This window comes from Cytobacillus sp. FSL M8-0252, from assembly GCF_038007345.1.
Lineage (GTDB): Bacteria > Bacillota > Bacilli > Bacillales > Cytobacillaceae > Cytobacillus > Cytobacillus kochii.
Genome location: NZ_JBBOWZ010000001.1, coordinates 4,243,313 through 4,261,287 on the forward strand (window position 1 = coordinate 4,243,313; position 17,975 = coordinate 4,261,287).

The 17,975-nt window shown below is 38.4% G+C and carries 19 protein-coding genes and 1 pseudogene; 13 read left to right on the top strand and 7 right to left on the bottom strand.

The features are described from left to right. The first annotated feature begins 84 nt into the window (after positions 1-84). From MKX83_RS21490 to MKX83_RS21505, 4 genes are all read left to right on the top strand, one after another. Entirely contained in the window at positions 85-543 is a 459-nt protein-coding gene (locus MKX83_RS21490) for a MarR family winged helix-turn-helix transcriptional regulator (protein WP_341057865.1), read from the top strand. Further along, a complete protein-coding gene (locus MKX83_RS21495; RefSeq protein ID WP_224937238.1) occupies positions 540-1,016 on the top strand; it encodes a glutathione peroxidase in 477 nt (158 codons plus the stop codon). Before MKX83_RS21490 ends, MKX83_RS21495 begins: the two co-directional genes overlap by 4 nt. Before the next feature lie 109 nt (positions 1,017-1,125). Beyond that, on the top strand, positions 1,126-1,839 hold the full coding sequence (locus MKX83_RS21500; RefSeq protein ID WP_224937239.1) for a tryptophan-rich sensory protein: 714 nt from the start codon (positions 1,126-1,128) through the stop codon (positions 1,837-1,839). Positions 1,840-1,860: 21 nt separating this feature from the next. After that, positions 1,861-2,589, top strand: a complete 729-nt coding sequence (locus tag MKX83_RS21505) for an alpha/beta family hydrolase (protein ID WP_341057866.1) — start codon at positions 1,861-1,863, stop codon at positions 2,587-2,589. 35 nt (positions 2,590-2,624) lie between these two features. On the opposite strand, the gene MKX83_RS21510 is transcribed toward MKX83_RS21505, so the two are convergent. The 3 genes from MKX83_RS21510 to MKX83_RS21520 form a co-directional block, all read right to left on the bottom strand. Continuing rightward, positions 2,625-3,278, bottom strand: a complete 654-nt coding sequence (locus MKX83_RS21510; protein WP_307316013.1) for a spr1630 family ClpXP-sensitive toxin — start codon at positions 3,276-3,278, stop codon at positions 2,625-2,627. A 250-nt stretch (positions 3,279-3,528) separates the two neighbouring features. After that, entirely contained in the window at positions 3,529-3,945 is a 417-nt protein-coding gene (locus tag MKX83_RS21515) for a hypothetical protein (RefSeq protein WP_341057869.1), read from the bottom strand. A 27-nt stretch (positions 3,946-3,972) separates the two neighbouring features. Continuing rightward, positions 3,973-4,731 (bottom strand): SGNH/GDSL hydrolase family protein, encoded by a 759-nt coding sequence (locus MKX83_RS21520; RefSeq protein ID WP_341057870.1) that lies wholly within the window; start codon positions 4,729-4,731, stop codon positions 3,973-3,975. Between the two features lie 132 nt (positions 4,732-4,863). On the opposite strand from MKX83_RS21520, the gene MKX83_RS21525 reads away from it, so the two are divergent. The 4 genes from MKX83_RS21525 (at position 4,864) to MKX83_RS21540 (ending at position 10,055) form a co-directional block, all read left to right on the top strand. Beyond that, a complete protein-coding gene (locus MKX83_RS21525; RefSeq protein WP_307316020.1) occupies positions 4,864-5,853 on the top strand; it encodes a LacI family DNA-binding transcriptional regulator in 990 nt (329 codons plus the stop codon). 173 nt (positions 5,854-6,026) lie between these two features. After that, positions 6,027-7,424: a hypothetical protein gene (locus MKX83_RS21530; protein WP_224937245.1), complete on the top strand. Its 1,398-nt coding sequence runs from the start codon at positions 6,027-6,029 to the stop codon at positions 7,422-7,424. A gap of 1 nt (position 7,425) precedes the next feature. Next, positions 7,426-8,847, top strand: coding sequence for an aldehyde dehydrogenase family protein (locus tag MKX83_RS21535; RefSeq protein ID WP_281202729.1), 1,422 nt, complete (start codon positions 7,426-7,428; stop codon positions 8,845-8,847). 17 nt (positions 8,848-8,864) lie between these two features. Continuing rightward, positions 8,865-10,055: an iron-containing alcohol dehydrogenase gene (locus tag MKX83_RS21540; RefSeq protein ID WP_281202730.1), complete on the top strand. Its 1,191-nt coding sequence runs from the start codon at positions 8,865-8,867 to the stop codon at positions 10,053-10,055. Positions 10,056-10,260: 205 nt separating this feature from the next. Here the strand turns inward: MKX83_RS21540 and MKX83_RS21545 are convergent, their stop codons facing one another. From MKX83_RS21545 to MKX83_RS21555, 3 genes are all read right to left on the bottom strand, one after another. Next, a complete protein-coding gene (locus tag MKX83_RS21545) occupies positions 10,261-10,821 on the bottom strand; it encodes a hypothetical protein (protein ID WP_341057877.1) in 561 nt (186 codons plus the stop codon). A 303-nt stretch (positions 10,822-11,124) separates the two neighbouring features. Next, positions 11,125-11,496, bottom strand: a complete 372-nt coding sequence (locus MKX83_RS21550; RefSeq protein ID WP_341057878.1) for a hypothetical protein — start codon at positions 11,494-11,496, stop codon at positions 11,125-11,127. After that, positions 11,465-11,812, bottom strand: a complete 348-nt coding sequence (locus MKX83_RS21555) for a hypothetical protein (RefSeq protein ID WP_341057879.1) — start codon at positions 11,810-11,812, stop codon at positions 11,465-11,467. The genes MKX83_RS21550 and MKX83_RS21555 overlap by 32 nt, the downstream gene beginning before the upstream one ends. 309 nt (positions 11,813-12,121) lie before the next feature. Between MKX83_RS21555 and MKX83_RS21560 the strand changes: the two genes are divergently transcribed. The 5 genes and pseudogenes from MKX83_RS21560 to MKX83_RS21580 all read left to right on the top strand — a co-directional run. Then, entirely contained in the window at positions 12,122-13,186 is a 1,065-nt protein-coding gene (locus MKX83_RS21560) for an ABC transporter substrate-binding protein (protein ID WP_341057880.1), read from the top strand. After that, positions 13,179-14,213: a FecCD family ABC transporter permease gene (locus tag MKX83_RS21565; RefSeq protein WP_224937252.1), complete on the top strand. Its 1,035-nt coding sequence runs from the start codon at positions 13,179-13,181 to the stop codon at positions 14,211-14,213. Before MKX83_RS21560 ends, MKX83_RS21565 begins: the two co-directional genes overlap by 8 nt. Further along, the gene (locus MKX83_RS21570) at positions 14,210-15,241 is read left to right on the top strand and encodes a FecCD family ABC transporter permease (protein WP_341057884.1); all 1,032 of its coding nucleotides are present in this window, start codon (positions 14,210-14,212) and stop codon (positions 15,239-15,241) included. The genes MKX83_RS21565 and MKX83_RS21570 overlap by 4 nt, the downstream gene beginning before the upstream one ends. Continuing rightward, a complete protein-coding gene (locus tag MKX83_RS21575) occupies positions 15,241-16,056 on the top strand; it encodes an ABC transporter ATP-binding protein (RefSeq protein ID WP_341057887.1) in 816 nt (271 codons plus the stop codon). Before MKX83_RS21570 ends, MKX83_RS21575 begins: the two co-directional genes overlap by 1 nt. A gap of 249 nt (positions 16,057-16,305) precedes the next feature. After that, positions 16,306-16,416 (top strand): annotated as a pseudogene (locus tag MKX83_RS21580) (transition state regulator Abh); the annotation flags it as partial. A gap of 185 nt (positions 16,417-16,601) precedes the next feature. On the opposite strand, the gene MKX83_RS21585 reads toward MKX83_RS21580, so the two are convergent. Further along, entirely contained in the window at positions 16,602-17,897 is a 1,296-nt protein-coding gene (locus MKX83_RS21585; RefSeq protein ID WP_224937255.1) for an MFS transporter, read from the bottom strand. Positions 17,898-17,975 lie beyond the last annotated feature (78 nt).

Below are 17,975 nucleotides of genomic sequence, written 5' to 3' on the forward strand. Positions count from 1 at the left end.
TTACATATGATTTAATTGTCATCTTATTTTTGCATTTACATCGTACCCGATATATAATGTATCGTGTAAGATGTAAATAAGGAGGTGGCCAAAGTAAAAGCACAGACCTTAGAGAATCAATTATGTTTCGCTATTTATAAAGCAACAAATCAATATACTAAGTTATACCGGAAAGCACTGGAACCGTTTGACCTCACTTACCCTCAATATATTGTCTTACTCGCTCTGTGGGAAAATGATCATATGATTATTAAACAATTAAGTGAAAAGTTATCGTTAGGGATTGGTACCTTAAACCCCATTATTTCTAAACTAGTAACAAAAGATTATATAACGAAAACACCCTCACCAATGGACAAAAGATCTGTAGTCATTTCATTGACCACAAAAGGAAGAAACTCCGAAAGTACGATATCAGAAATGATTGCAACTAAGGCTACAAAATGGGATTCATTTGCTATATTTGATGACCAATTCAAATTAAAATTACAAGAATTGAATACACTGTTATCTCAATTAAATGACGGGGAGGAGAAAAAATGAATTTATATGATATAAACGTAAAACTCGAAAACGGTACCAATTATCAATTGGAGCAATATGAAGGCAAGGTATTACTAATTGTCAATACCGCAACAAAATGTGGTTTGGCCCCACAATTTGCAGAACTTGAGAACCTATATCAAAAATATAAAGATGCGGGACTGGTTATATTAGGATTTCCTTCGGATCAATTTAAACAAGAACTCGACTCTGCTGAGGAAGCGAGTGAAGCTTGTCGGATGACCTATGGTGTTTCATTTCCTATGCATGAAATCATTAAAGTGAATGGAAAAGAAGCACACCCTTTATTCAATTATTTAACGACAGAAGCAAAAGGTTTTCTGAGCAAAAGCATTAAATGGAACTTTACTAAGTTTCTCATTGATCAAAATGGTAATGTGGTAGAGCGCTTCGGTCCTACAGACAAACCAAGTGATTTTGAGGAAAAAATAAAACAACTACTATCAAATTAAGACATATGTCACTTCGCCTTCCCTATGGTAGATAACTATGATTATTACCGTTCACTTTAGGGTATTACAATTAATACCATCATTTTATTTATCAAGGGGAGGCTCATTCATGAATCAGTCAAAGAAACTAGGTATTGTCTACCTTATTACTTTCGCTATAATGATTTTCTTAAATTATTGGTCCGCTACAAATGTTGGCAATGTTGCTGATGCAAACCAACCTTTATTACAACCTGCTGGTTTTGCATTTTCCATTTGGGGGTTCATTTATTTCCTTTTATTTATTTGGATTATCAGAGCTTTTTTCGTGAAAGGTGATGCTGTTTATGTAAAAACTAGCTACCTACCAGCTCTTAACTTTTTATTAAATGGCTGTTGGATTCTAGCTTTTACTGCTCAAGCACTACTTACATCAGTAATCATCATTTTTGCTTTACTTGTCACCTTAATTCTGATCTATGGCAGAATAAACGATACCACTCATACTTTCTTTGAAAAACTACCATTTTCCATTTATATTGGTTGGGTTTCTGTAGCAAGTATTTTAAATGTATTTGTTTGGTTTGTAGGGATGGAACAGACTGTTTTTCTCGGATTGAATGAAGTGACTTGGACCTTTATTATGTTAGCAGTTGCTACAATATTAGCGATTGTTTTCTCTATTCGATTTAAAGACTTTATTTATACACTTGTTTTCATCTGGGCATACATTGGTATATATGCAGAAACACCTAATGATGCTGTGAAAACCTTTGTGATGATCCTCATCCTTTTATTAATCGTTATTTTTATCTATACGCTGTACAAATTTTTCAAAAAGTAAATACAACTTAAGAGGCAAATTATGAAGAAAATAATCAAATCAAAAGTATTCCTTATCCTATCAGCTCTAGTAGTTACAGCAATCGGTGGATTTTTCATCTGGACTCAGCTCACTTATCATTCAGTGAATGAGCCAACGATCCCCGTAGACAACCAAATAAGCGTTGAAGATGATTGGCTCTTATTCGGTGACCCTAATAGTCAAATAGGTCTGATTCTTTATCCGGGTGCAAAAGTAGAACCCGAAGCTTATGCTTATATCGGTCAAGAATTAGCTAAAGAAAATCTATTTATCGCTATACCACATGTAACACTAAACATCGCCATACTTGATGTTTCTAAAGCTAACGAAATCATTAGTACGTATAAAGATGTAGATTGGTTTGTTGGAGGCCATTCAATGGGTGGTGCAGCAGCAGCCATGTACGCCGATAAAAACATAGATCAAGTACATGGTTTAATACTACTGGGTGCCTATGCCTCTGATAATGATACACTGACAAATTCGCAATTACCTGTCTTATCCATAAGTGGCTCAAATGATGGACTAAGTACGCCCGCTAAAGTTGACGAGAAGAAGGTTTTTCTTCCAGATGAAGCAGACTTCGTAGAAATCGAAGGAGGAAACCATGCCTATTTTGGTGTATACGGAGAACAATCTGGTGACAACCCAGCCGACATTTCTATTAAGAAACAACAAGAAACGATCATCGATACCATTACTCACTGGATAAAAGAACAAAAACAATAATTAAGAAGGGCTATCTCCTATAGATAGCCCTCCTGTTATTCTCCTCTAATTCCTTCTACTTCAATCTCTGTAATATGATAAGATGAATGAAATGCCAGAGGTAACCAGTCTTCAACTAAATGAATTTTCTTCATGCCCGGAGTTGGCATAAGCAGTTGAATTTTTGATAATAGTTTTGTTTCATCCATTTCATAGGAGACAATATAAAATTGATCAAACGTTTGTTTAAGAGAATCGAATTCACCGAAGCTTAATTGTTCAAAATTCTGAGAAGTGACGTCTTCTAACATTAACTGTTCTCCTACTTCATTCATTTGTTCTAATTGCTGCCAATCAATATGACGATTAATCTTGGAGAGTTCAACTAAATAGTGCTCCTCTTTTCGACTCGGTGATGATTGTGGTGAAGGTCCTCCACTTTTAATGATAAATAAAGAGTTTGTTGCCTTATTTTCGAATTTAAGATAACCCCATGCATAACCGGCTTTAGAAAATTCAAATTGAATCCCAAGTTTGCGACATTCTTGTGCTACGGCATCTTCAATATGATTGCCTTTTACCCATGCATAACCTGTACTAATAAGCATTTCACGTTTCTTCTGTTCACGCTCATGAATGTAATGCCTATATCCTTTTAATATCCCATCAACAATCGCCTGGCTTAATTCAGGTGAAAATTTATAATTCATCAAGTGATATTTCCTCCTAAGTTTTCTCTTTCACATATTCAACCTTTTTTGGAAAGGAAGATCATTGCTTGTTTTGGAAAAAAACCATTCTGATTACCATGCCCTTTTGTCTATTAATTCTTTTTCGTTCTCCCATACCATACGCAATAGGAGCTTCTTTATTCTTTTCTATATTCTATTATTTATGGTCTTCTAGTAAAGAGAAATGATAAAAGCATTCGCCTAATGAAGAAACGAATGCTATCTTTCTTTAGCCATTTTGGATAGAAACCGAAGTTTTTTCCCTCTTTATTTTCCAGTTGAGCGATAAAACTTTTTCTATCTCGTTTAATTGCTCCTCACTTACCTTTACATTAGTTACTCCGTTTTCTACAAGCGTGTAATCTTGGTCTTTCTCTAATCCGAACTTCATACTTAACATGCGTTGCAAGCCAGGGAAGGTAAGGAATTTGATGCGGTAACCATTGTTAATCATTGAAACAAAGTTTGCCTCATCTTTTTGGGCCAGATGAGCTAATTGTTCAAAATCGAACTGCTCGTTATACTTCCTCCACTCTGTCACTTCCTTTGACAAAGATTTTCTTATAATTTCTTCATCCGTTACACCTTGATTACGTAACAGCTCAATCATATATGCTTCCATTAAAGTTAATTGTTGTTTCAACATTCATCAGCTCCGAGGTTTTCTTTCATTTTACCACGGGATTGGCTGATTGAAGTACTCATTCATTACTTGAAACCAAATATAGTAACCAATATTATTCGGATGCACCCCATCTGCCAATGTGTCTTGTAAATCAATGGAACTGTCCGCCATTCTTTTTGCCATCGGTCGATAAATATCTATATATGGCCACTCGTTTTCTTTAATATACTGTTCTGTTGCTTTTAAATAGTCTTGATAAGAATGATTGCGCTTATTATCAATTTTTCCGTTATAAAGAACAGTTGTCGGATTGGGAGAAAGAAAAAGAATTTTCGTATCAGGAGTGGCCTTTTTAATTTTATCAACGGTTTTTTCAATCGCTTGCTCCGTTTCTTTTATGCTTTGATGATATTGATAACTATTAACGACACCTGTTTCAATCATTACCAAATCAGGCTCTGATTTTACCAACTTTTCAACCGTTCCATCCTTAAGTAGCATATTTAAGGTGTAACCGCTTTTAGCAAAATTATGAAATGACAGCTTTTTTTTATGTGGCAAATGGCGTTCTCGCACTTCCTTTTCTAATAAACGAAACCAAGAAAACATCGGATGAGATGCCCCTTTCCCACGAGCAACACTACTGCCAATAACGGCTACCTTTGCACCGTTCTTACTGTAGCTTTCAGAGACAATATAATCATAAATTGTTGTCTGGTCGCTAAATGAATGGATTGTTTTAGCCGACACAGCAGAGCCAGAAAACAATAAAATACTCGTAAACACTAAAATCATCGTTTTTTTCATTTTATTCGCTTCCTTTCATACTCTCTGCTTACCCTTTTCACTGGTACTTAATCTAGGTCATTTTGACTTCTCTCTCCCATGGGAATCTGATAAAATAAGGAAGCACAGTTTTTCTTGAAAGGAGGAAACTAGATGGTCTCTTCTAAGGATGTTGCCAAACATGCTGGCGTTTCTCAAACGACCGTATCACGTGTACTTAATACTCCAAACCTAGTCAAAAAACCAACAGTAGATAAAGTGATGGCTGCGATTGAAGAACTTCATTACATTCCTAATGCCCATGCCCGTTCTCTTGTACAAAATAAAACAAACACGATTGCGTTACTTTCTGGACCCCTTCATAATCCTTTTTTTGTCGATACAACAGCTGCAATTGTTAATTACGCTAATAGCAAAGGTTATCGTGTGCATGTTCAATTTGTGAATGATGAGAAATTAAATGAGGCATATACTTCAGTAGTTGAAAATAAGGTAGATGGAGTCGTGATGTCCTGTATCTTACTTGATGATCCTATTTTCGAGAAGTTTGAGAAAATGGATATACCATTTATTACATATAATCGAAAACATATTAATAATAAACATTTTGTTGAAATCGATAATTTTCAGGCTGGCATACTTTCAGCTCGTCATATGCTAGAGTTAGGTCATAAACAAATTGCTTGGATTGGAGGTCCCTCTACCGTTAGTACATTTAAAAATAGATACGATGGCTTCGTTGAAGGGATGAACACTCAATACCTTGCATCGCAATATGTGATTCAAACGAATACATCAAAACAAGCGGTAAAAGAAGCATTTGAAAAACTGATGCAATTACCGACTCCACCGACAGCTATTTGTGCTGCAACAGATGCAATCGCTCTACAAACAATTGATGAAGCAACAAAGGCCGGTTTTCGTGTCCCAGGCGATATTAGCGTAGTCGGTATCGATAATGTTGACTTAAGTAAACACGGTAGTATCGAGTTAACAACCGTCGGAAGTATCTCTGAGCAAAATTTAGGTTTTCTAGCCATCAATGAACTGATTGAAATGATTGAAAATAAAAAAAACAGTTGCGTGAAAATCACTGAATCTGTTAAAGTATTTAATAGGAAAACAACAAAGGCATATCAATAGTTTTTATTTTTGCAAAAATGAATACGTAACCATTTTGAAAGCATAATCCCTTACCCTCTTCCATATGAGCTTGAACGACTCATGTGGAATCGCTTTACAAAAAAATGGTTACGTATTCATAATTTAATATTCTAACTTGTAAGGGTTTACAATTAAGGAGGAGAGAAACCGTCATGAAATGGAAAAACAGAAAATACGGCGAAGAATCACCGTATATCCCAGCAGGACCTTTTAAGGTTCGCTTACCTTTTATCCATTACCGTTTTGAATGGCCCGATTATGTGCAAGGACTATTAATGTGTGCTGTTGATTTATCAGCCATCCCGCTTTTAATGGAATTACTCGGTATGCCTTTTGAAGTAGCACTCGCTATTGTTGTTTTAAATGGACTTTTTTACTTATTACATCATTTACTAGGTGATCCGGCTGTACCTGGTTGGATAACACCAGCCATTCCTTTAATCATGCTGTACTGTCAGCAATTCCCTGAAGGACCTGAACGTGTTCACTCACTGATCGCCTTCCAATTAACACTCGGTATTCTATCATTATTACTCGGGGCTACTGGATTGGCATCAAAGGTTGTTCGCTTTATTCCGCCCGCATTAAAAGCTGGTGTTATCCTAGGAGCTGGTTTAGCAGCTGTCATCTCTGTTTTCCAAGTTGGTGGCCGTTTTGAATTGTTCCCTTGGACCATCTCGATTGCTATTGGAATTGGGTTTTATCTTTTATTTTCAAAACATTTTATTCACTTCCAAAATAAGAATGTCTTTTGGAAAACGGTCGCTAAATTAGGGATATTCCCAGTAATATTATTAGCTGTTTTTATCGCTCCAATCTTTAGTGAAGCTAAATTACCTGCAATAGAATGGGGCTTTTCTTCCCCAGACTTTATTACTCTATGGAATGAATACACAGTATTTGGTATTGGTTTACCGCCTTTAATGATGTTTATTACCGCGATTCCTACAGTTTTGGCTGCATATATTGTGTTGTTTGGTGATGTATTACAAGTAAAAGCATTAGTAGAGGATGGACAATCTAAACGTCCAGATGAAAAGGTTGAATATAATCCAAACCGTTCTCACTGGATATTTGGTATTCGAAACGGGGCAATGAGTATCATTGGACCTGATGTCACAATGGCCGGACCAGCTTGGAGTGCGATGCAAGTTGTTATGGTTGAACGCTTTAAAAAAGGCAGAAAAGCAATGGACTCATTATACGGTGGCGTAGGCTCTTTCCGTTGGGGAACAAATACTGGATTATGGCTACTGCCAATCGTAAGTTTCGTTGAGCCTATACTAGGTGTTGCGATGGCATTAACTCTTCTTATTCAAGGATATGTAAGTGTGAAAGTTGGTATTTTAGAAGCACGAAGTCAAAAAGATCTTGGTGTAGCTGGGATTGTCGCAGCTGTTCTATGTATTAAAGGCGCTGCTTGGGCGTTTGCGGTAGGTATTATTCTTTGTCTATTATTATACGGAAAAGATTTCTTTAAAGGAGAAATAGACAAAACGTTTAATAAAGATAGTGAAGATCTCAAAAATCAAGAAAAGCAGGTGAGTTAATATGAAGAAACAATTATATATCAATGGTGAATGGAGAGACTCAGCAAACTATGCTGACCTCCTCTCTCCCTATACAAATAAAGTGATTGCGCAAATTCCACAAGCTTCAAAGGAGGAAGTGGAAGAAACCATTGAGATGGCGCATCAAAAAAGAAAAGAGATGGCTCGTTTGACTGCCTACGAGCGTGCAGAAATATTAGAAGAGCTTGTTCTATTATTTAAGGAAAATCGACAAAAAGCTGCTGAAATCATTTCTTTAGAATCAGCGAAACCATTGAAATTCTCACTAGGTGAAATTGACCGTACGATTGAGACATATAAATTCGCAGCTGAGGAAGCAAAACGCTTAACAGGAGAAATGATTCCGATGGACGCAGCCAAAAACGGAGCTAACCGATTCGGCTATACAATCGAGGAACCGATTGGCGTAATTGGTGCCATTACACCATTTAATTTCCCACAAAATTTAGTAGCACATAAAGTGGGACCAGCGATTGCCTCTGGAAACCCGATTGTATTAAAACCAGCATCGCAAACACCATTATCTGCTCTATTTCTTGCTGAACTCCTTGACCAAACTTCTTTACCCAAGGGTGCATTTAACGTAGTTACTGGCAGTGGTCGTATTGTCGGAGATGCCCTTGTCGAGAATCCGCTTGTGAAAATGATTACTTTCACTGGTAGCCCAGCCGTTGGTATTGGTATTCGCAATAAAGCAGGACTAAAGAAAGTTGCACTAGAACTCGGCTCTAATGCAGGACTGATTATTGATAGAAACGTAGACTTAGAAGAAATCGTAGCTAAATGTGTAACAGGTGCCTTTTCTAACCAAGGGCAAGTCTGTATTTCTCTACAACGTACGTACGTACTGGAAGAGATTTTCCCTGCGTTCGTTGAAAAGTTTGCCGAAGCTACTCAGGCATTAACAATCGGTGATCCCATGCATGCAACAACTGACCTATCAGCGATGATTCATCCAGCTGAACAGGAGCGCGCATTGAGTTGGGTTGATGAAGCAGTCTCCTTAGGAGCAGAGATTATTACAGGCGGAAAAATTGAAAATGGCGTATTTTTACCAACCATCTTAACGAATGTCGATGCGACTGCAAAGGTTTCTTGCCAAGAAGTGTTTGCCCCTATTGTTATTGTTAACCGTATCTCTTCAATTGAAGATGGTATTATTGCAATCAATGATTCTGACTATGGTTTGCAGGCTGGGATTTTCACTAATGATATTCAAACTGCCTTCCATGCTTCTAAAGCACTTGAAGTGGGCGGCGTGATGATTAATGATATTCCAACCTATCGTGTAGACCAAATGCCATATGGCGGAGTGAAAGAAAGCGGTACGGGCAAAGAAGGTTTGAAATACGCGATTCACGAAATGACAGAAACAAAATTAATTGTTTGGAACCAAAATTAATTAGAGGAGTGACCATCATGTCTGAAAAAATCACCTTTACCCCTATAAGCTACACGGGCTGGGATGCCCTTTCTCACCTCGTTGAAGAAGTAGAAAAGTTTAACGTCAAAAAAATCCTTGTGATTACTGACCCTTTTTTAAAAGAAATTGGCTTAACGGATAAAGTGACACACCCACTTAATGAGGCAGGATATATCACTGATGTTTACACTGATGTTGTTCCTGAACCACCACTTGCCGTTGGGGAAAAACTGGTCTCCTATACACGCGAACACGCTTTTGATATGGTCATCGGCATCGGTGGCGGAAGTGCACTTGACTTAACAAAATTAGCTGGCGTTATCGCTGTTCATGAAGGTGATGTAGCTGATTATTTAAATCTAACCGGCACAAAATCGATTACAAAAAAAGGATTACCGAGTATCTTAATTCCAACTACATCTGGAACAGGATCAGAAGTAACAAATATCTCCGTCCTTTCATTGGAAACAACAAAAGATGTCGTCACGCATGATTATTTACTTGCAGATGTAGCTATTGTTGACCCAGCACTCACAATGTCTCTTCCTGCAAAGGTAACAGCTGCTACTGGTATCGATGCCCTTACACATGCGATTGAAGCATATGTGTCTAAAAATGCGAGCCCAGTCACGGACGCTTTAGCACTCCAGGCCATTCGCCTAATCAGTCAATCCATCCGCACAGCTGTTCATCATGGCGACAATAAACAAGCACGCATTGACTTGAGCTATGGTAGTTATTTAGCTGGTATTGCCTTCTTTAACGCAGGGGTAGCTGGGGTTCATGCACTTGCTTATCCACTAGGCGGTCAATTCCATATTGCCCATGGTGATTCAAACGCTGTTCTTCTGCCATATGTGATGGGCTATATTCGTTCAGCATGTGAAAAAAGGATGAAGGATATTCTCGATACAATGGGCTTTAGCTCTACCCATCTTTCACAAGAAGAAGCTTCCCACCGCTGTGTAGAAGAATTAAAACGCTTAGTCGAAGATGTTGGCATCCCGTCTTCTTTAAAAGGCTTTAACATTGGAGATGATGCACTTGATTCGTTAACAGAAGATGCGACAAAACAAACTCGTTTACTCGCTCGAAGTCCAATGGAATTGTGTAAAGAAGATATATATACAATTTATGAAGCCGCCTTTGAGGGTAAAGTAGTTGATCAAACGCTAGTAAAAGCATGATGATAAAAAAGGGGTGCAATTCATTACTTGCATCCCTTTTTTATTAGATAAGAAAGTATAAAATTTTTCAATGAGTTTTCATGTCTAGCTCCAGGCGCCATCGGCTCGAGGTCATAAGCCAATCCGTCAAAAAGGTTAAAGAACAACCTTTCCGCCGGCTCGTCTTATGCTTGTCGACGATTACGGGCGCCTTGCGCTTTTCTTATTAATCTGTTTTCAATTCATAATTAGCTACTCGATTCTCTTTAAATGTAATGATTAGCCATTCACTATCAATACTAATAATACTCCTTTCATTACCCAAATAATAAACGATGTTGTTGTCACTCTTAAAATACGTGTTTTCTGTTGGTGTTCCTAGTTTTTCAATTACTTCGTTATAATGTCTATTTTTTAAATCATACGTATTTAACAAATCGTCTATCATTCGCACTCGTTCGTGTGGATTATTTCTCCAATCCATTTCATTAAATTTGGCATGAACGCCATTAAAAACTAGTAGGCTAATCAAAGCGATTGGCCATACCCATGCTAAAGAAAACAACCAAAGTTGCTTGGGCTTCTCCCTCCTATTTGGACGTAAGCGTTTTATCGCAAACCACACGCATAAAAAATACAATACACTTGGTAAAATGACATATAGCATCGTATGAAGATTCATATGAGCATAAGCAACCGAAAACAAAATGAACAGTAGAAGATTAACCATCAAGTACAATATCGTTACGATAACTAGAAGAGGAAAAACTGCTTGAGTGAACTTCATAAATTTGAATAACCTCCTTATATTTATTTGGTATTATTATACATTCACTCATAATGATATTGGTAGTCATCTAGAGTGATGTTTTCACACGGTCATGGGAGGCGACCACCGCATTATGGTAGCTATTAGTTATTCTCCTAGATTAAAGGTAGTGACCGCTCCTTTGCGGCGCTCTCTAATTACATTACAACTGTCAGTGTCTTGCTAGCGATGTACGTATTTGGTTATTTCAGTAAGTACAAAATGAAATATATGATGTGGGGTTTTATGGGGGTTGCCAACACATATTGACTGTTTTTGATCTCATGTGTGTGCATTTTCTTTTTGCCAACACACCTTGGCGGGTTTTTCATCTCTTGTGTGCGCATTTTCTTTTTGCCAACACATCTTAGCCGGTTTTTCATCTCTTGTGTGCGCATTTTCTTTTTGCCAACACATCTTAGACGGTTTTTCATCTCTTGTGTGCGCATTTTCTTTTTGCCAACACATCTTAGACGGTTTTTCATCTCTTGTGTGCGCATTTTCCTTTTGCCAACACATCTTAGACGGTTTTTCATTTCTTGTGTGCGCATTTTCCTTTTGCCAACACATCTTGACTGTTTTCTCATCACTTGTGTGCGCATTTTCTTTTTGCCAACACATCTTAGCCGGGTTTTTCATCTCTTGTGTGCGCATTTTCCTTTTGCCAACACATCTTAGACGGTTTTTCATTTCTTGTGTGCGCATTTTCCTTTTGCCAACACATCTTGACTGTTTTCTCATCACTTGTGTGCGCATTTTCTTTTTGCCAACACATCTTAGCCGGGTTTTTCATCTCTTGTGTGCGCATTTTCCTTTTGCCAACACACCTTGGCGGGTTTTTCATCTCTTGTGTGCGTATTTTCCTTTTGCCAACACATCTTAGCCGGTTTTTCATCTGTTGTGTGTGCATTTTCTTTTTGCCAACATATTTCTCATCACTTGTATGTGCATTTTCTTTTTGCCTATACATCTTGGCAGTTATCTCATGAAAGTGTACCATTCCTTGATTATGTCAGGTGATTCTCATTTCTATGCTCCCCCAATCCCCCATTCATGGATTTTCCTTTAAACAATGATTTCTTCTTTTGTAAATTTTCCACATGACAGGATCCTATCAAAAATAGCTTGAGGGCCTTAATCCTTCACCTATAAAGTTATTATAAATTTCCGAAAACCATTGACTTCTACTCTAGGTAATTATACACTGAATGAGAATGATTATCGTTATTAAATTACTACATACGATTGTCACAGTTTAATAGAAGAGAAGGGGAAAAAAATGAAAGCAAAGAAGTCGTTCTTATTACTACTATTACTGGTATCTACCGCCATGTTTGCCTTAATTGGTTGCTCAAATAATGAATCAACTGCTTCTGAAGATGAAAAAGATAAAGAGGCGGAAACAACTACAGATCAACCATCCGAAACAGAATATCCAATTACGATTGAACATGCTTTTGGGGAAACAGTGATTGAAAAAAAACCTGAAAGAGTGGCAACAATTCAATGGGCGAACCATGATGTTGTACTAGCCCTAGGCGTTGAGCCTGTCGGTTTTTCTGCAGCAAACTATGGTGTAGAAGATGGTAGTGGCTTACTTCCATGGACTACGAAGAAACTTGAAGAACTTGATATTAAAGATCCTAATATTTATCAAGATACAGATGGTCTTGATTTTGAAGCGATTGCAGACTCCAATCCAGATGTTATACTTGCTGGTTACTCTGGAATTACACAAGAAGATTACGATTTATTAACACAAATTGCACCAGTTGTCGCATATCCAACTACACCTTGGACAACAACATGGCGTGAACAAGTGCTTCTTAATGCCAAAGGGATGGGTATGGAGAAAGAAGGAGAACAACTCATTAAAGATACAGAGGATTTAGTTGCGGAAAAAGTTGCAGAGTATCCTGAATTAAAGGGAAAAAAAGTAGTTTGGGCTAACTTCTCAGCAAACGATTTGTCTCAGTTCCACCTCTATACACCTGCTGATCCACGTGTGTCTTTCCTTATGGAAATGGGATTAGAAACACCTGAGAGTATTACCAATCTAATCGAAGATGAAAATGCATTCTCTTTATCTTTGAGTGCTGAAAATGCTGATGTACTTAATGATGCTGATATTATCATCGGTTATAATGATGAAAGCACATATGATGCAGTAAAAGCAGACGCTCGTCTTGGCAAAATTAAAGCTATAGAAAGAGGATCGGTTGTCTTTATTGGTAACAACACACCACTTGCAGCTTCCGGGAACCCTAACCCGCTTTCTATCGAATATACAATCGATGAATACTTAGAATTAATCGCAGATGCGGTTGAGAAAGTTGATGAATAATTTAATTGAAAAGCAAGTCCCAAAAAGGCATCTACCAAAGCATTTGATAATTGTGCTCGTCGCATCTATCATTCTACTATGCTTATGTGTTGTTGCCTCTTTGGCATTTGGCGCAAGGTTTGTATCATGGAATGAGTTACTTACCGGTCTATTTCACCCAGAAATAGAATCATTTAGTTCAAGTGTTGTGCAAGAACGCATCCCTCGTACGATTTTTAGTTTATTATGCGGTGCTGCTCTTGGTGTTTCCGGTGCACTCATGCAATCTGTAACAAGAAATCCAATTGCTGACCCTAGTATTCTTGGCGTAAATACAGGGGCAGCGCTTTTTGTCGTCTGTGGGATAGCTTTTTTTCAAATTAGCAGTGCAGCTGAATATATTTGGTTTGCGATTGTTGGAGCTATGCTAACAGCGATTTTTGTATATGGAATTGGTTCAATGGGGAGTTCGGGTGCGACCCCACTTAAGCTCGTCTTAGCTGGGGCAGCAACAAGTGCCGCTCTCTCTTCCCTCGTTAGTGCCATTATGCTATCTCGTACATATGTCATGGATCAATTTAGATTTTGGCAAGTAGGTAGTGTAGGATCTGCTAACTGGAACTTAATCCTCACTTTTTTACCTTTTTTAGTTGTAGGTATTTTGCTTGCGATCATGACTGCTTCTGCTTTGAATGCATTAGCACTCGGTGACGAAGTGGCTACCGGACAAGGTGTCAGAACCGGTATGATTCGTTTAATCGCTGCATTTGCAGGGGTTATTTTATGTGGTGCCGCAACTGCGCTAGCCGGTCCAATTGGCTTTGTCGGTTTATTAGCGATGCACCTGATGAGACTCATTCTAGGTGCTGATCTTAGATTCACCATTCCCATGTCGGCAATATCAGGTGCAGTCATTTTAACAATCGCAGATATCGCTGGTCGTATCATCGGTAGCCCAGGGGAGTTAGAAGCCGGAGTTGTTACAGCCTTTATTGGAGCGCCTTTATTAATATTTTTAGCGATTAGAATGAAGGTGCGTTCACTATGAGACATCCATTATTAGCCGTTATTAAACAAGGACGAATAAAAAGAAGACAGCGCTGGTTACTGATTAATAGCATACTCTTTGCTACAGCCTTAGCATTATGCTGTGCCATGCTTATGTTTGGTAACTCCTATTATCCGCCACAAGAGATTTGGAGTGCACTAACAGGGAATGCTGCTGGCGGTGCTTCCTTTGCCGTCAATACAATCCGCTTCCCGAGAATGTTAGCTGGTTTTTTTGCTGGTATTGCTTTCGGCATAGCTGGGAATACATTTCAAACGATGCTAAGGAACCCGCTTGCTAACCCCGATATTCTGGGTATTACTGCTGGTTCAAGTGTGGCAGCTTTAATTTGTATTCTTATTTTCCATACAAGTAACACGGTCGTATCTATTGCATCTGTCATTGCCGGATTATTAACGGTTTTCCTTATTTTTATTTTATCTAAAGGAAAATCTTTTTCCATCGGACGATTAATACTAGTCGGTATTGGTATTCAAGCTATGTTGAGTGCGGCCATTTCTTTTCTATTAATGCGAGGTGCGCAAGAAGATATACCTACTGCCTTACGATGGTTAAACGGCAGCTTGAATGGTGCTCAGCTAGATTCAACGATTCCATTAATGATTACTGTCATCCTATGCGCGCCTATTGTTGCCATTTTGGGTAGACAGCTCGGCATTCTTGAATTAGGTGAAGAATCCGCGACATCGCTCGGACTCAATACGAATCAAACAAGAATACTCCTTGTACTAACTTCGGTCGCCATGCTAGCCATTGCCACCGCAACGACCGGACCAATTGCTTTCGTTGCCTTTTTAGCTGGACCGATTGCCAAAAGACTAGTTGGTGTCGGGTATTCTAATGTCATTCCTGCAGGTCTCGTTGGTGTGAATCTTGTTTTAGCAGCTGACTTGATTGGTCAGTTTGCTTTTACAACTAGATATCCTGTTGGTATTATTACTGGTTTACTCGGGGCACCATATCTAATTTACTTACTTATCCGTATGAATCGAAAGGGTAGTTTATAATGAAAACAATACACCAATTTGAAACGAAGGAAGTCGTAGCCGGTTATGATCAGAAAACGATTCTTCATGGGTTGGATGTGGAGATTCCAAGCAATAAAATAAATGTCATTATCGGGGCAAATGCTTGTGGAAAATCAACTTTGTTAAAAACGATGGCGAGACTCATCAAACCACAGTCCGGTCAGGTTATTCTTGATGGGAAATCAATTGATCAAATTCCACCGAAGCAACTCGCTCGGGTACTCGGTATTTTACCACAGTCCCCTATTGTTCCAGAGGGAATTACAGTAACTGACCTCGTTGGTAGAGGGCGTTATCCTCACCAGAAAATGTTCAGTGGTTGGTCTAAAAAGGATTATGAAGCGGTAGCTGAAGCAATGGAAATTATGAATATCGCAGAACTGGCGGATCGTAATATTGACGAACTATCTGGTGGTCAGAGACAACGAGTATGGATCGCCATGGCACTGACACAACAAACAGATATTTTATTTTTAGACGAGCCGACTACGTTCTTGGACATAGCCTATCAAGTAGAAATTTTAGATTTATTAACCGATCTCAATCGTAAATACGGGACAACTATCGTCATGGTTTTGCATGACATTAACTTATCTGCACGTTACGCAGATTACATTTTTGCATTAGAAAAAGGGCAGCTCATCGCAGAAGGTGAACCTTCTCAAGTCATCACAACTGAGCTTGTGAAAAAAGTTTTTGGTCTAGATTGCACTGTCATCAATGACCCTGTGTCCCTCTCACCTATGGTTGTACCTAAGGGCAGATACCATGTACAAGTAAATGAATCGTTATAAGAACAAGAAACTCGCTGCTGTAAAATGAGCGAGTTGAGGGGATAGGGAGTTCGATTAAATGGGGTCTGGGGAAGGTTTCCCCGGTGGGTTTGGGCAAGGCCCAAGGTTTAGCCTTAAAGCTGTTCTTTTGTATCATTTATGTAAAATATAGTAAATCCCCTTGTATAATTTCTGCATAGTTTCTTCTGGAAGCTGCCTTTGATAAGGCAGTTTTCTATTTATCTAGAAAAACGAATAGAAGTGAACCATTTGAAAAGCACTGGAATTGTTAGAAATGTAGACGAGCTAGGTAGAAACGTCATACCCATCGAATTAAGAAGGGTAATGGATATTAACATTAAAGACCCGCTAGAAATTTTCTTATCAAGACTTAAATCGTAAAAAGTCATAAAAAAATAAAGGGAGATACATATTATATATGACTAAGAAGTATCCCCCGATTGTGAAATATGAATTAGGTCGTATCCTTCATTTTGATTTTGATATTAAAGGAATCTACGTAAAGAGATGCCCAAAATATAGTGTTAGTAATATAACCTTTCTTTCTAATTACCACCTCTACGAGACCATATGATAATCGGAATTAATAATAAGGAGAGAATCCCTCCAATAAATGATAAAGTTAGATAACTTGAACCTGCCATAATCACTCCAGACAAGGCTCCACCAGCAGCTCCTGATAACGCAACGAAAACATCCAACGTACCTTGTGTTTTAGCCCTTGTAGAAGTTGTAGTTGAATCAACAATAAGTGCAGTCCCACTTATCAAACCAAAATTCCATCCTAATCCAAGTAAAGAAAGTGCAATTACGAGGAAAACCATGGAATCTGCTGGAGCAAATGCTGCTGTTAAACCCGCCAGAAGTAACGTAGTTCCAGAAGCAATCGCCATAACAGTACGGCCCAATTTGTCAACAAGGATACCAGTAACCAGTGAGGGGAGATACATGGCACCTATATGAAAACCAATAACCATACCTACTTCACCCACGCTATGTCCATGATGCCGCATATGAACTGGTGTCATAGTCATAATAGCTACCATTACAATTTGAGTCAGAACCATAATTGTCGCACCTACAATTATGCCTCTTTTGTTCTCTAATTGCTCAGTATTAACTGAAGGTTTTTTCTCATTCTTTTCTTTGTTTGATGCTTCTATTGTTCTTGCTATTAGTAACGGATCTGGGCGAAGCATAATGAAAAGAACAATACCTGCTAAGATATATGCTGCTGCCGCCAAAATGAATGGACCAGCAAGTGCTGGAACGCCAATAGAAAGAGCAATATCGCCCATTACATTTACTAAGTTCGGACCAGCAACTGCACCAAATGTTGTAAATACCATGGTAAGACTAATAGCAGTCGCTCTCTGTTTACTATTTGCTAAATCTGTACCTGCATAACGAGCTTGTAAATTTGTTGCAGTTCCTGAGCCATAAACAAGTAATGAAAGAAATAACAGCAAAACGCTATTTATAATTGCTGCAATGATGACCCCTATTGCTCCCAGTCCACCTATCATAAAACCTGTTCCCAGACCTATACGACGTCCAGAAGCTTGCGAAAGTCTCCCAACGAGTAAGGCTGCTCCTGCTGACCCTAAAGTAAATAAAGCTGATGGAAGTCCGGCAAAGGCTTCTGTACCAAGCATTTGCTGTGCAAGAAGTGCCCCCACCGTAACTCCTGCTGCTAACCCTGCACCACCAAAAATTTGTGAAACACTTACCACGAATAATGTACGCTTATATAACGCTTTTTGTTTTTCTGGAGAAAGAATGTAGCTTTTCAGCGTAGTTGTTTGTACTTCTAACAATTCTACACGATCTTTTTGTACCATGTTCCTACCTACCTTTCCAAAAACTCATTCTATTAATCTTCCAACAAGATTTGAAATATCATAACACGCACAAAAAAA